This window comes from Streptomyces sp. NPDC048462, assembly GCF_043200175.1.
Taxonomy (GTDB): Bacteria; Actinomycetota; Actinomycetes; order Streptomycetales; family Streptomycetaceae; genus Streptomyces.
On record NZ_JBICXG010000022.1, the window covers coordinates 70,128 to 83,912 of the forward strand.

The window sequence follows — 13,785 nt, forward strand, 5'->3', positions numbered from 1 at the left end:
GCGGGGGTTCCCCGGGCTACTTCTGCCGCGCCGCCGCGGTCCTGCTCCGCCTGCGCCAGAGCACGAGGGGCAGCGCACCGGCGAAGCCGAGCGCACCGGGAGCCAGCCCGGCCGCAGCGTTGATCCCCGGCTGGTCGAAGGTCTTCGGCACGGGCAGGGTCGACCAGCGGTTGACCGGCCACGCGACCACGATGGCCCGGCCCACGACTTCGTCGTTGGAGACGGTGCCGCCACCCGGCAGCCCCTGGTGGTAGCGGGAGTCGAGGGAGTTCTGACGGTGGTCGCCCATCACCCAGATACGGCCCTTGGGCACCTTGACCGGGCCGAACGGCTCGTCGTTGCAGGCGGTGTTCCCCTTGAAGATGAACGACTTGTCGTCCAGCGCCTTGCCATTGACCTCGACCGGGCCGTTCGTCTTGCACTCCACCGTGTCACCGCCGACCGCGATGACCCGCTTGATCAGGTCCTTCTCCTCGGCGGACGGCATCAGCCCGATGAAGCTCAGGAACTTCTGCACCGCGTTCGGGTCGGCCGTCGGAGTGTTCTCCAGCCAGCCTCCCGGGTCGTGGAAGACGACGACCTCGCCGCGCTCCGGCTCCGAACCGAACCACGGGGTCAGCTTGTCGACCAGCACCCGGTCACCCCGCTGAAGGGTGTTCTGCATCGAATCCGACGGAATCGAGAACGCCTGCACCAGAAACGTCTTGATCAGCAGCGCCAGAACCAGCGCGATACCGATGAGGAGCGGCAGCTCCTTCCAGAATGAACGGGGCTTCTTCCGGTCCGTACTGCCACTGTCCGGGGCGTCGCCGTCACTCTCCGCCCGGTCCGCCGTCGTCCCGGCCGGCTCGGCGTTCTCCGGAATGTCCGGCCGGTCCTCGGGTTCGTCGTGTCCGGATCGTGCGCCCACCGCCAAATCCCCCACATCTGCTCCTTATTCCGTACCACCGCCTGCGCCCCAGCCGGTGCAGGCCAACCACTCCCATAACGAGCGGGAGTTCCGCAGGGGTCGGGAGCCGGATCATTCCGTTGGGATCCGGGGACACACTATTCGACGGTCCGGGGGCGGCCGCCGTCCCGGCGCGCGGGTCCGGGACCGAGGAGAACGCGGGACGTTCCTCCAGCTTCGACCAGTGCCCGAAGGGCCAGGCGATCACCACGGCCCGTCCCACTACGGCATCTTCGGAAACCGTGCCGTCGGCCGTCTTGTCCAGGTGGAAACGTGAATCGGCGGAATTGGAGCGATGGTCACCCATCACGAAGATTCGTCCGGCTGGAACCTTTACCTCGAATTTGATCGTGGAAGGGGGATTACCGGGATAGAGATAGGGCTCGTCGACCGCCTGGCCGTTGACCATGAGACGGCCGTCCGTGTCACAGCACTTCACCGTGTCGCCGCCGACGGCGACCACCCGTTTGATCAGGTCCTGTTCGTCGGCGGACGGCAGCAGCCCGATGAACGTCAGCGCCTCCTTCACCTGCTTGATGACGACAGGTGACTCCTTCGCCGCCACCGGATTCGGCGGCGGCCAGTCGGAGGGGTTCTTGAACACGACGACATCGCCGCGCTGCGGCCGCGAACCGAACCACGGGGTCAGCTTGTCCACGAGGACGCGGTCGCCGATCCGGATGGTCTGTTCCATCGATCCCGACGGGATGACGAAGGCCTGCACCAGGAACGTCTTGAGGACCAGCGCGATCACCACCGCCACGGTGATGAGGAGGGGTATCTCCTGGACGGCCGATCTGCGCCGCTTCCGCTTCACCTTGCGGGCCAGCCTGCGCCGCTCCGCCCGGGTGGGCAGCGAGCGGGACACCGGCCCGCCGCCGTCCGGCACCCCGGGATCGGCGGCGTCCTGCCGCCGCCCGTGGTTACCCACGCGTCGCCCCCGGCGCCGGTATGCCGTCGAAGGCCGCGGTGTCCGGGAGCGAGGCCACCCGCCCCAGCGGCCAGCCGATCCAGTCCACCCGGCCGATCACCTTGTCGACGGGCACCATGCCGCCGCCCGGTTCGCCCAGGTGGTCGCGGGAGTCCCGGGAGCGGCTGCGGTGATCGCCCATCATCCAGAGCGTGCCGTCCGGCACGACGATGTCGAACGGGGCCCTGGACGGCGCGTCACCCGCGAACAGGTAGCCCTCGTCCAGCGGCCGGCCGTTCACCTGGATCCTCCCCCGCTTGTCGCAGCAGACCACCCGGTCGCCCCCCACACCCACCACCCGTTTCACGAAGTCGGTCTCGGCGGGTTCCACGAGCCCCAGCGAAGCCGCCGCGCCGTGCAGCAGTCCGGTGACGGGGTTCACCGGCGGCGCCTCCTGCATGAACGAGCCGGTGCCGTCGAAGACCACCACGTCACCGCGGCGGGGTTCGGAGCCGAAACGGTACGCCAGTTTGTTGACCAGCACCCGGTCCCCGATCCGCAGCGTGGACTCCATCGAGCCGCTGGGAATCAGGAAGGGCTGCACCACGAAGATGCTGAAGAGCAGTACGAAGACCGAGCAGACGGCGCCGAGCGCGACCGTGCGCCGCCACGACATCGAAGCGGCGAAACGGTGCGTGATACGCGAAAAGCGCGACCCCTCCTCCGGCCCCGTGGGGGCTGCGGAGGAGCGGTCGCGCTCCGTGGTTCCTGCTTCCGTGTCCATCGGGGCCAGAGCTTATCCGGCCGTGCTGTGGACCTGGGAGTCAGCTCAGCGGTCGCGCTTCTCCTTGATCTTCGCGGCCTTGCCGCGCAGCTCACGGAGGAAGTACAGCTTGGCGCGACGGACGTCACCGCGGGTGACGAGCTCGATCTTCTCGAAGATCGGGCTGTGCACCGGGAAAGTGCGCTCGACGCCGACGCTGAAGGAGACCTTGCGGACCGTGAAGGTCTCGCTGATGCCCGCGCCCTGGCGGCGGATGACGATGCCCTTGAACTGCTGGATACGGGAGCGGTTGCCCTCGATCACGCGGACGTGAACGTTGACGGTGTCACCGGCGCGGAACGCCGGGAGGTCGCTGCGCAGCGAGGCGGCGTTGACGCCATCGAGCAGGGAAGTCATGATGTCTGCTTTCTTCGCCGATGCCACAGGTCATCGACGGGAGAGTGATGAGTTCGGGGTGCTGATCGCGTCGGGCGGGCGTCTTTCCCCCTGTGGCAGGGGCGCGCGTCGGACGTACAGCAGCGGCCTATTCTTCCACGTCCTCGGGCCTGCGCCAAAATCGGCCCCCCGGCTCGGGTGACCAGCCGAGGATCGAGAGCATCTCGCGGTCCTTCTTGTCGAAGCCCGCCGCCTCGCAACGCTCGATCAGATCGGGCCGGTTGAGCGCGGTACGGCGGAAGGCCTCGTCCCGGCGCCAGCGCGCGATCCGGCCGTGGTGGCCGCTGAGCAGCACGTCCGGGATCCCCCGGCCGCGCCACTCGGGCGGCTTGGTGTAGACGGGCCCCTCCAGCAGATCGGCCATCGCGCCGGGGGCGAAGGAGTCGTCCCGGTGCGATTCGGCGTTGCCGAGCACGCCGGGCAGCAGCCGGGCCACCGCCTCCGTGATCACCAGCACCGCGGCTTCCCCGCCGGCCAGCACGTAGTCACCGATGGACACCTCGACGACCGGCATCCGGGTGGCGTACTCCTCGGTCACCCGCCGGTCGATGCCCTCGTAGCGGGCCGGGGCGAAGATCAGCCAGGGCCGCCCGGACAGCTCGACGGCGAGCTCCTGGGTGAACGGCCGGCCGCTCGGCGTCGGCACCACCAGAACCGGGGAGTGCGCACCGGACTCGTATCCGCCGGCCAGGGCGTCGTCCAGGGCGTCGCCCCACGGCTCGGTCTTCATGACCATGCCGGGGCCGCCGCCGTAGGGGGTGTCGTCGACCGTGTTGTGGCGGTCGTACGTCCACTCCCGCAGATCGTGCACGTGCACGTCGAGCCTGCCGCGGGCGCGGGCCTTGCCGACGAGCGAGACGTTCAGCGGTTCGAGGTACTCGGGGAAGATCGTGACGACGTCGAGGCGCATCAGTCGTCCTTCCCGCCCTCGGCGGTCTCCGCCGGCTCCTCGTCACGCGAGGAGGCCACGACCGCCTCGCTCTCGTCGATCAGGCCGGGCGGGGGCGTGATCACCGCGCGCTGCTCCTCCAGGTCGATCTCGGAGACGATCTCCTCGACGAACGGGATCATCACCTCGGTGCCGTCGGGGCGCTCCACGATGAAGAGGTCCTGGGACGGCAGGTGCGTGATCTCGGTGATCCGGCCGATCTCGGTGCCGTCGGCGAGCACCACGTCCAGGTCCATCAGCTGATGGTCGTAGAACTCCTCGGGGTCCTCCGGGAGCTCCTCCGGGTCGACCTCGGAGATCAGCAGCGTATTACGCAGCGCCTCGGCGGCCGTACGGTCCCGTACGCCCTCGAAACGCAGCAGCAGCCTTCCGCTGTGCACCCGGCCGGCCTCGATCGTCAGCGGTCCCGTCGAAGCCGGCTCGGTGGCCAGTACCGCACCGGGTCCGAGCCGGAGTTCCGGCTCGTCCGTGCGTACCTCGACGGTGACCTCGCCCTTGATGCCGTGGGCGCGACCGATCCGCGCGACTACCAACTGCACCTTGTGTCTCTCCTGTCATACGACGACGGGCCGGGGCGGGCGCATGGCCCTCCCCGGCCCGTGCCGGTGTTCAACTCTGTCAGCGAACCTGATCCACATCGACGAGGTCGACGCGGATACCACGGCCGCCGATGGCTCCGACGACGGTACGCAGCGCGCGTGCGGTGCGGCCGTTGCGGCCGATCACCTTGCCGAGGTCATCGGGGTGGACCCGGACCTCGAGCACACGGCCGCGACGCAGGGTGCGCGAGGCGACCTGCACGTCCTCGGGGTTGTCGACGATGCCTTTCACGAGGTGCTCGAGAGCCTCCTCGAGCACGCTCAGGCCTCGGTCGACTCGGCGGGCGCAGCTGCGTCAGCAGCCTCGTCCGCCTTCTTGTCGGCCTTCTTCGCCTTCTGCGTGATGGCCTCGCCCTTGGACTCCTCAGCGGTGTCCTTGGTCAGGGCCTCGAACAGGGCGCGCTTGTCAGCCTTGGGCTCCGGCTGCAGAAGCGGCGCGGGGGCGGGAAGGCCCTTGTGGGCCTGCCAGTCACCGGTGAGCTTCAGGATCGCGAGAACCGGCTCGGTCGGCTGGGCGCCGACGGACAGCCAGTACTGCGCGCGCTCTGCGTTGACCTCGATGCGCGAGGGGTTCTGTACCGGGTGGTACAGGCCGATCTCCTCGATGGCCCGGCCATCACGGCGGGTACGGGAGTCGGCGACGACGATGCGGTAGTGAGGCGAACGGATCTTGCCCAGACGCTTCAGCTTGATCTTGACTGCCACGGAAGTGGTGTCTCCTGGTCTATGACGTGGTTGGGCACAACGAAGATGCCACGTGGGGTTGCGGTACTCGGGTGCCCGATGGACGCGTCAGCCGGAGGAGAGAGGGGTCCTATGCGACTGTCGAGTACAGCTAGCCATTGTGCCACACCACATCGGTTCACCCCACCGCGACCACTGCTTCCGGGATCCGGAACGGCTTTCCGCAGCCGCCGCAGACGATCGGGGCCTGCGCGAGGACCGAGGGGACGACGCGCACGTTGCGACCGCAGTCGCAGACGGCCTTGACCCGCACGCCCCCTCCGGAGGAGCCGTGCCGGGCGGCCGGGCCGCGGAAGGAGCGCTTGGTGTCGGCGGCGGTGGCCACGGTGTGCGCCTTGAGGGCGCGCTGCAGCCGTTCCATCGTGGGCCGGTACCGGCGCTTGGCCTCGGGGTTGAGCGTGACCAGCGAGAAGCCACTGCTGGGGTGGGGCTCCTCGGCGTGATCGAGGCCCAGCTCCTCGGCGATCGCGAGGAATCGACGGTTGTGGTAACGGCCGGCGCGCGAGGTGTCTCGGACACCTCGTGCGGCGGCGATGCCATGGACTGCCTCATGGAGCAGCCGTTCGAAGGAGAGTTCGGCGCCACAGGCGGACGAGGACTCTCCGATCAGGGACTCGGGCGCGGCAAGATCGGGCAGCTCGGGGTGGTACCGCTGAATGTCGGCCCACGCCTGTGCCAGCTCTGCGGCAAGTACAGGTGGTGTCGTGCTCACGTCGTGACAACGAGCGCGGGTGCCCCGGTGTTCCGATTCCGGGCCATCCCAAATAATTTGCACGTACCAGTCAGTTGCCGTTGATGCGTCCTGACGAGGGCGGGTGCGCTGATCTGCGGAGAACTCTCACAGCTCGCACCAAGGTGGTACGTAGCGACGTGTACGCCCGAGCGCGTAAACCGCGCGTACGCCCCCGGGACTCGCACCACCCGGACACCCGGAACCTCGACGGGCGCGTAACGAGGAAACCGACAGTACCGGGGGCCCGTCCCGCCCCGCCCACCCCCTCCCCCGAGCGCTCGACGTGCCCGGCCCCGCCCGCCGGGTGAGACTGGACCGGCGGGCGGCACCGGAGACAACCATTGCCCGTAGACCCCTGGACGCGGCGGCGGATGCGCAGTTCTCTGGCATACGGGGGAAGCGCGGCCGCAGGCACGGGGAAATCGTCCATTCGGACACGACCGACCGGCACCACTGTCATCACCGGCATCTCGGCGGATTGGGGCGCATTCCATGACACCAACGCTCGTCCGGCACCACAGGCACGCGGAGTCGTCCGCTCCGGAGGACACCGGGTCCCGGGCCCGTGACTGGGCCGAGATCCAGGAACGGATGCTCGCGCCGCTGTACGAGGCGGTGTACCGGCGGCTGGAAGTGGGGGCCGCCACCCGAATGCTCTCGCTCGGCTGCGGCTCCGGGCTCGCGCTGCTGATCGCGGCCGGCCGCGGAGCCCACGTCACCGGAATCGACGCCGACCGGAAGCGCCTCGCGCTCGCCCGCACCCGGCTGCGGCCGGAGACCGTGGGCGACGCCGGGACCACGGCCGCCGGGCCCCTGCTGCTGGACGGCGTTCCGGCCGTCGGGACCGGCCACCAGCCGTACGGCCTGATCACCGCCTTCACCCCGATCGGCTGCTCGGCCGACGACGCGGAGGAGCTGGTGGGCTCACTCGGTGCGGCGGTGCCGCTGGCGGCCCGGAACAGCACGGTCGTCCTGACCGGCTGGGGCCCGCCCGAGCGGTGCGCCACGGCGGCGGTGCTGCGGGTGGCGGCCCGGCTCGCGGAGGGGACGGGCTCCCCCGGCGCGGGCGGCTGGCTGGGCGCGCAGCGCGACGACCTGGAGGACGTGGCACTGCGGACCGGGCTGAAGCCGGACGGCTCAGGGCGGGTGGCGTGCCCGTTCGGCTACGCGGACCTGGACAGCGCGGTCCGGGGCCTGCTGTCGACCCGGCTGTTCGACACCGCGGTGCGGGCGACGGACCGGACCCAGGTGGAGAAGGAGGTGGCGGAGGCCCTGCACCCGCACCTGCGCCGGGACGGCACCGTCTGGATGCCCAACGTGTTCCGCTACCTCGTCTGCACGACGTAGCGGCCCGGCCGCGGCGAGCCCGGCGGACGCCGTCGGCCGGGCTGCGCGCGACCTGTGACGGCGGGGAGCCGTCGGCCGGACGTCCTACGGCTTGTCCAGCCGGGTGATGCCGGCGGCCCGGTAGGCGGCCACCTCGTCCAGCGTCTCGTGCTCCAGCAGCGCCCCGGCCAGCGAGTCCAGCCGGTCCCGGTTGTCCGCCAGGAGCCGGCACGCCTCCTCGTAGCACTCGTCCACGATGCGCCGCATCTCGCCGTCCACCGCGTCCAGCGTCGAGGGCGCCGCGCTCAGGCCGTACGCCTGCTGGGCGTCGGCCGGGATCGCCGTCAGCCTGCCCACCTTGTGACTCATGCCCCAGCGGCCCACCATGCCGCGGGCCAGACCGGTGACCTGCTCCAGATCGCTCTCCGCGCCGGTGGTGACGACGCCGAAGACCACCTGCTCGGCCGCCATCCCGCCGAGCGCTCCGATGATCCGGCCGCGCAGGTACTCCTCGGTGTACGCGTACTTGTCGGCGTCCGGCGTGGAGAGCGTGACCCCGAGCGCCCGGCCGCGCGGCACGATGGTGACCTTGCGGACCGGGTCGGCGCCGGGCTGGAGCATGCCCAGGAGTGCGTGTCCGCTCTCGTGGAAGGCGGTCCGGCGCCGGTCCTCGTCCGACATCACGAGCGCGCGTTCCGCGCCCAGCTGGACCTTCTCCAGGGCGTCCGAGAGATCGGCGCCGTTGACCTGCGGCTGCCCCCGCCTGACGGCGAGCAGCGCGGCCTCGTTGGCGAGGTTGGCCAGATCGGCGCCGGTCATCCCCGGGGTCGTCCGGGCCACCTGGCCCAGGTCCACGTCGTCGGACATCGGGATCTGCCGGGTGTGGATCTCCAGGATCGCCTCGCGGCCGCTCTTGTCCGGCGGGCTGACCTGGACGATCCGGTCGAAGCGGCCGGGCCGGGTGAGCGCCGGGTCGAGGACGTCGGCGCGGTTGGTGGCGGCGAGCACGATCACGCCCTCCGAGCCGGAGAAGCCGTCCATCTCGGTGAGGATCTGGTTCAGCGTCTGCTCGCGCTCGTCGTGCCCGCCCATGCCGGAGCCGCCGCCCCGGACCCGTCCGATGGTGTCGATCTCGTCGATGAAGACGATGGCCGGGGCGACCTTGCGCGCCTCCGCGAACAGCTCGCGGACCCGTCCCGCGCCGACGCCGACGATCATCTCGATGAACTCGGAGGCCGAGGCCGAGAAGAACGGCACCCCGGCCTCTCCGGCGACCGCCCGCGCCAGCAGCGTCTTGCCGGTGCCGGGAGGACCGGCGAGGAGGACTCCCCCGGGCATCCTGGCGCCCATCTTCCGGTAGGCGTCGGGGTTCTTCAGGAAGTCCACCACGTCGTCGAGCTCGCCCTCGACCTCGTCGATGCCGGCCACGTCGTCGAAGGTGGTGCGCCGGCCGCCCTCCAGCTCGACCGGCTTGGGCGGGGCCTTGCGGCCGAAGCCGCCCATCCCGCCGCCCATGCCGCCCCGCGACATCCGCCGGGCGATGAAGATCCAGAGGACGACCAGCAGCAGCATCGGCGCCAGCGAGATCAGCAGGTTGGCCAGGAAGCTGCGTTCCTTGACGACCGGTTCGGCCGTGACCGTGACGTCGTCCTTGACCAGCTCGGCCCAGAGGTTGTCGTCGGCGAAGGCGGGCCGCTGGGTGACGAACTTGGTGTACTTGTCGTCCTTCTTGCCCGGGACCTTCGCCTCCTTCTTGAGCTGCCCCTGGATGGCATCGCCCTTGGAGTAGATCTTGGAGACGTTGCCCGAGGTGACCTGCTTGCTGAACTCCGTGTACGCGATCGTCGGCTCCTCCTCCCCGTTGAAGAAGGAGAGCACCAGGTTGGCGATCAGGTAGACGGCCAGCGCGGTCAGCAGCAGTCCGCCCCGGCCCCCGGGCATCTTCCGGCGGGGCGGCGGGGGCGGTGGGGCGCCCTCGGAGCGCCAGGGCTGGTCGGTGCGGTCGCGGGGAGGTACCGGACTGGTCACGCGCGCTCCTCTGCCGACAGCCGTTGAGCCGACATTAAGGGAGAAACGCGGACGAAGCCCTCGGAGCGGTGGTCCGCTGGGCCCATGGAGGGAAGCCACCGCCCCGCACACGCCCGAGGGGGCGCCCGCCGTGAAGCGGGCGCCCCCTCGGGGACGTACATCGGGAGACCGCTGGTCAGCCCATGAACTTCTTGAACTCGGCCGGCAGCTCGAAGTCCTCGGCCGGCTTGCCGTCCTGACCGGCCGGCAGACCGAGCGCGCCGCCCTGCGCCGCCTGCTCGCGGCGGGCGGCCTCGGCCGCCTCCTCCGCCTTGCGCTTCATCGGGTTACCGCTCTTGCGCTTGCCCTTGGCCTGCTTGACCTGCTTCTTCTGCCGGCCGGGGCCGCCACCCATGCCCGGCATCCCGGGCATCCCCGGCATGCCGCCGCCCTGCGCCATCTTCGACATCATCTTGCGTGCCTCGAAGAACCGCTCGACGAGGCCCTTGACGGCGGAGACCTCGGAGCCGGAGCCCTTGGCGATACGGGCTCGGCGCGAGCCGTTGATGAGCGTCGGCTCGGCGCGTTCCTTCGGGGTCATCGACTTGATGATCGCGGCCATCCGGTCCACGTCACGCTCGTCGATGTTGGCGATCTGGTCCTTGATCTGCCCCATGCCGGGCAGCATCCCGAGCAGCTTGGAGATGGAGCCCATCTTGCGGACCTGCTCCATCTGGGCGAGGAAGTCGTCGAGCGTGAAGTCCTTGCCCTTGCTGGACGCCAGCTTGGAGGCCATCTTGGCGGCCTCGTCCTGGCTGAAGGTCTTCTCCGCCTGCTCGATCAGGGTGAGCAGGTCACCCATGTCGAGGATGCGCGAGGCCATCCGGTCCGGGTGGAACGCGTCGAAGTCCTCGAGCTTCTCACCGTTCGACGCGAAGATGATCTGCTTGCCGGTGACGTGGGCGATCGACAGGGCCGCACCACCGCGGGCGTCACCGTCGAGCTTGGAGAGCACCACACCGTCGAAGCCGACGCCGTCGCGGAAGGCCTCGGCGGTGTTGACCGCGTCCTGGCCGATCATCGCGTCGACGACGAAGAGGATCTCGTCGGGGCTGACGGCGTCGCGGATGTCCGCGGCCTGCTGCATCAGCTCCTGGTCGATACCGAGGCGGCCGGCGGTGTCGACGACCACCACGTCGTACTGCTTGGCGCGGGCGTGCTCGATCGAGTCCTTGGCGACCTGGACCGGGTCACCGACGCCGTTGCCCGGCTCCGGCGCGTACACCGCGACACCGGCGCGGTCCGCGACCACGCTCAGCTGGTTGACGGCGTTGGGGCGCTGGAGGTCACAGGCGACGAGCAGCGGGGAGTGGCCCTGGCCCTTGAGCCACAGGCCGAGCTTTCCGGCGAGGGTCGTCTTACCGGCGCCCTGGAGACCGGCGAGCATGATCACGGTCGGCGGGTTCTTGGCGAACCGCAGCCGGCGGGTCTCGCCACCGAGGATGGAGACGAGCTCCTCGTTGACGATCTTGATCATCTGCTGCGCGGGATTCAGCGCCTGGGAGACCTCGACGCCGCGCGCCCGCTCCTTGACGTTGGCGATGAAGGACCGGACGACGGGCAGGGCGACATCGGCCTCGAGCAGGGCGATACGGATCTCGCGAGCCGTGGCGTCGATGTCCGCCTCGGACAAGCGGCCCTTGCCCCTGAGGTTCTTGAAAGTCGCGGCAAGGCGGTCGGAGAGAGTATCGAACACGGCGCTCGTCGGTCCTCAGGGTCGGGGGCGGGATGGGTCAGTCGTTCCCCAGGGTATCCGGACGCCGTGGAACGCAAAGCCCTCGCCCGGTTCTCGTGACGGACGAGGGCTCCCGCACCCGGCGAAAGCGCTCAGCCGAGCGCCTTCTCGACCTCCTGGGCCAGTTCCCCGGCGCGGTCGGGGGACAGCGGCCGCCCGTCCGCGTCCGTGACGTAGAACGCGTCCACGGCGTTGGCCCCCAGCGTCGACACATGCGCGCTGCGCACCCGTACCGCGCTCTGCTCCAGCGCCCGGCCGATCCGGTGCAGCAGCCCCGGGGCGTCCTGGGCGCGCACCTCGATCACCGTGGCCAGCTGCGAGCCGGCCGCCGCGACCTTCACCCTCGGCGGCGGGGCCTTCACCCCGCGGCGGCGCGGGTAGGCCGCCTCCCGCTCGGCGAGGCGGGAGCGGATGTCCAGGGAGCCGTCCAGGGCGCGTACGAGGTCGGCGCGCAGCCGGGCGGCCTGGGGCAGGGACCCGTACTCGGCGGCGACCCGCCAGCTGAGCAGCAGCACCTCGGCGCTCTCGCCCAGTTCGGTGGGGAGCTCGACGGCCCGCAGGTCCGCCGCGCGGACGGTGAGCCGGTGCAGGGCCAGGACCCCGGCGGCGGCGGGCAGGACCCCGGGCCGGTCCGGGAGGGCGATGAGGAGTTCGACGCCGACCGGTTCGGGGGCGTCCTCCTCCTGCGGGGCCTCGGTCTGGGCGTGCAGGGCGAGGACCGGTTCGCCGGTGCGCAGGGCCTCGATGGCCAGCCGTTCCTGTTCGGCGCTCGGGGCCTCGGGCTCGGGCTCCTCGGGTGCCTCGCCGGCCAGGACCGCCGCGACGCGCTTGACCAGGTCGGTGACGAGGGAGGCGCGCCAGGTGGACCAGGCGGCGGGCCCGGTGGCGAGCGCGTCGGCCTCGGTGAGCGCGTGCAGCAGTTCCAGGGTGGAGGCGGTGGAGACGGCGGTGGCGACGGAGCGGACGGTCGCCGGGTCGTCGAGGTCGCGGCGGGTGGCGGTCTCGATGAGCAGGAGGTGGTGGCGTACGAGGGTGGCGATGACGCCGACATCGTGCGGGTCGAAGCCGATCCGGGCGGCCATGTCACGGGCGATGACCTCGCCGGCGACGGAGTGGTCGCCGGGCCAGCCCTTGCCGATGTCGTGCAGCAGCGCGGCGACGAGCAGCAGGTCGGGGCGGCCGACGCGGCGCGTGAGCGAGGAGGCGCGGACGGCCGTCTCGACGAGGTGGCGGTCGACGGTCCAGGTGTGGACGGGGTTGCGCTGGGGGCGGCAGTGGACCCGTTCCCAGTCGGGCAGCAGCCGGGTGATCAGCCCCTCCGCCTCGAGGGCCTCCCAGACGGGCACGGTGGCCTCACCCGCGCCGAGCAGGGTGACGAGCTCCTCGCGGGCTTCGGCCGGCCACGGCACCGGCAGCGGTTTGGCGGTGCCGGCGAGGTGGCGTACGACGTGGCGGGAGAGCGGGAGTTCGGACTGGGCGGCCGCCGCTGCGGCGCGCAGCACGAGCACCGGGTCGCGTTCGGGCCGGGCGGTGCGGGCGAGCACCACCTCGCCGTCGGCCTCGACGACGCCGTCCGCGAGGGGGCTGCGGTCGACGGCCGGGGCCCTGCCGCCGCCGAGCATGGCGCGCAGCCTGGGGCGGACCGAGCGGGCGCGCAGCACCCGGTTGACCTCGCGCCAGGTGACGTCGGTGGCGTAGGAGACGGTGCGGGCGGCCTCGTAGACCTGGCGCAGCAGGGCGTCGGCGTCCAGGAGGCCGAGGGCGCCGGCGACCTGGTCCTGTTCCTGGAGGGCGAGGCGGTCGGTGGCGCGGCCGGTCGTCAGGTGCAGGGCGTCGCGGGCGTCCAGCAGGACGCGGCGGGCCTCGGCGAGGCCTTCACGGGGCGCGTCGGCGACCCAGGAGGCGGCGACGGCGCGCAGGGCCGTGGCGTCGCGCAGTCCGCCGCGGGCCTCCTTGAGGTCGGGTTCCAGGAGGAACTGGAGCTCGCCCTGGCGCTCGGCCCGTTCGCGGCAGAGTTCGTCGAGCGCGGGCAGCCGCTTGGGGGCCTGGTTGCGCCAGTCGGCGAGGATCGCGGTGCGCAGGGTGGCGACGAGGCCGAGGTCACCGGCGACGGGCCTGGCGTCCAGGAGGCCGAGCTGCACCTTGAGGTCCTCGCCCGCCGTCTTGCGGGCCTCCGCCGGGGTGCGTACGGAGTGGTCGAGGGCGAGGCCGAGGTCCCAGACGGGGTACCAGATGCGGTCGGCCAGGGTGGCGACGGCTCCGGCGTCGGCGCTGCCGTCGTGCAGGAGCAGCAGGTCGAGGTCGCTGCGCGGGGAGAGTTCGCCGCGTCCGTAGCCGCCGACGGCGACGAGGGCGGCACCTCGGACACCCGCGTGTTCGGCCGCCGAGGCGAAGAGGGCGCTCAGCCAGTCGTCGGTGAGCGAGGCGAGGGCCGCACGGCGCGGCGGCCCGGACCGGGCCTTCTCCTGGAGAAGGCTCAGCCGGGCCGCCGCATAGCCGCTGGGTCCCGAGTCCTCGGATTCGGTGGTCACTTCGGTACTCGTCACCCAGCTGC

General features: G+C 71.2%; 13 protein-coding genes. 1 reads left to right on the forward strand and 12 read right to left on the reverse strand.

Going from position 1 to position 13,785, the window contains the following annotated elements; genetic code table 11:
• Positions 1–16 precede the first annotated feature (16 nt).
• From lepB (ACGFU6_RS29520) to ACGFU6_RS29560, 9 genes are all read right to left on the reverse strand, one after another.
• Positions 17–916 (reverse strand): signal peptidase I, encoded by a 900-nt coding sequence (gene lepB, locus ACGFU6_RS29520; protein WP_393615385.1) that lies wholly within the window; start codon positions 914–916, stop codon positions 17–19.
• Positions 813–1,880, reverse strand: a complete 1,068-nt coding sequence (gene lepB, locus ACGFU6_RS29525) for a signal peptidase I (protein WP_393615310.1) — start codon at positions 1,878–1,880, stop codon at positions 813–815. The genes lepB (ACGFU6_RS29520) and lepB (ACGFU6_RS29525) overlap by 104 nt, the downstream gene beginning before the upstream one ends.
• Entirely contained in the window at positions 1,873–2,643 is a 771-nt protein-coding gene (gene lepB / locus ACGFU6_RS29530; protein ID WP_393615312.1) for a signal peptidase I, read from the reverse strand. Before lepB (ACGFU6_RS29530) ends, lepB (ACGFU6_RS29525) begins: the two co-directional genes overlap by 8 nt.
• Positions 2,644–2,688: 45 nt before the next feature.
• Positions 2,689–3,039 carry a 50S ribosomal protein L19 gene (rplS, locus tag ACGFU6_RS29535; RefSeq protein ID WP_123523281.1) on the reverse strand — a complete coding sequence of 117 codons (351 nt, stop codon included), beginning with the start codon at positions 3,037–3,039 and terminating at the stop codon, positions 2,689–2,691.
• Positions 3,040–3,166: 127 nt separating this feature from the next.
• Positions 3,167–3,988, reverse strand: a complete 822-nt coding sequence (gene trmD, locus ACGFU6_RS29540) for a tRNA (guanosine(37)-N1)-methyltransferase TrmD (RefSeq protein ID WP_393615314.1) — start codon at positions 3,986–3,988, stop codon at positions 3,167–3,169.
• A complete protein-coding gene (rimM, locus tag ACGFU6_RS29545; RefSeq protein ID WP_393615316.1) occupies positions 3,988–4,566 on the reverse strand; it encodes a ribosome maturation factor RimM in 579 nt (192 codons plus the stop codon). The genes trmD and rimM overlap by 1 nt, the downstream gene beginning before the upstream one ends.
• Before the next feature lie 79 nt (positions 4,567–4,645).
• The gene (locus tag ACGFU6_RS29550) at positions 4,646–4,885 is read right to left on the reverse strand and encodes an RNA-binding protein (RefSeq protein ID WP_024492228.1); all 240 of its coding nucleotides are present in this window, start codon (positions 4,883–4,885) and stop codon (positions 4,646–4,648) included.
• Between the two features lie 2 nt (positions 4,886–4,887).
• Entirely contained in the window at positions 4,888–5,331 is a 444-nt protein-coding gene (gene rpsP / locus ACGFU6_RS29555; protein WP_073739096.1) for a 30S ribosomal protein S16, read from the reverse strand.
• A 157-nt stretch (positions 5,332–5,488) separates the two neighbouring features.
• Entirely contained in the window at positions 5,489–6,082 is a 594-nt protein-coding gene (locus tag ACGFU6_RS29560; protein ID WP_073739095.1) for a hypothetical protein, read from the reverse strand.
• 513 nt (positions 6,083–6,595) lie between these two features.
• On the opposite strand from ACGFU6_RS29560, the gene ACGFU6_RS29565 reads away from it, so the two are divergent.
• Positions 6,596–7,450: a class I SAM-dependent methyltransferase gene (locus tag ACGFU6_RS29565; RefSeq protein ID WP_393615317.1), complete on the forward strand. Its 855-nt coding sequence runs from the start codon at positions 6,596–6,598 to the stop codon at positions 7,448–7,450.
• Between the two features lie 84 nt (positions 7,451–7,534).
• On the opposite strand, the gene ftsH is transcribed toward ACGFU6_RS29565, so the two are convergent.
• The 3 genes from ftsH to ACGFU6_RS29580 form a co-directional block, all read right to left on the reverse strand.
• The gene (gene ftsH / locus ACGFU6_RS29570) at positions 7,535–9,457 is read right to left on the reverse strand and encodes an ATP-dependent zinc metalloprotease FtsH (RefSeq protein ID WP_393615319.1); all 1,923 of its coding nucleotides are present in this window, start codon (positions 9,455–9,457) and stop codon (positions 7,535–7,537) included.
• Positions 9,458–9,632: 175 nt separating this feature from the next.
• Positions 9,633–11,192 carry a signal recognition particle protein gene (ffh, locus tag ACGFU6_RS29575; protein WP_393615321.1) on the reverse strand — a complete coding sequence of 520 codons (1,560 nt, stop codon included), beginning with the start codon at positions 11,190–11,192 and terminating at the stop codon, positions 9,633–9,635.
• A gap of 131 nt (positions 11,193–11,323) precedes the next feature.
• On the reverse strand, positions 11,324–13,777 hold the full coding sequence (locus tag ACGFU6_RS29580; RefSeq protein WP_393615323.1) for a [protein-PII] uridylyltransferase: 2,454 nt from the start codon (positions 13,775–13,777) through the stop codon (positions 11,324–11,326).
• Positions 13,778–13,785: the final 8 nt, after the last annotated feature.

Excerpts from the sequence above, each read along its gene's own strand:
- lepB (WP_393615312.1), bottom strand. The coding sequence starts at position 2,643 with ATGGACACGGAAGCAGGAACCACGGAGCGCGACCGCTCCTCCGCAGCC.
- rplS (WP_123523281.1), bottom strand. The coding sequence starts at position 3,039 with ATGACTTCCCTGCTCGATGGCGTCAACGCCGCCTCGCTGCGCAGCGAC.
- trmD (WP_393615314.1), bottom strand. The coding sequence starts at position 3,988 with ATGCGCCTCGACGTCGTCACGATCTTCCCCGAGTACCTCGAACCGCTG.
- ACGFU6_RS29565 (WP_393615317.1), top strand. The coding sequence starts at position 6,596 with ATGACACCAACGCTCGTCCGGCACCACAGGCACGCGGAGTCGTCCGCT.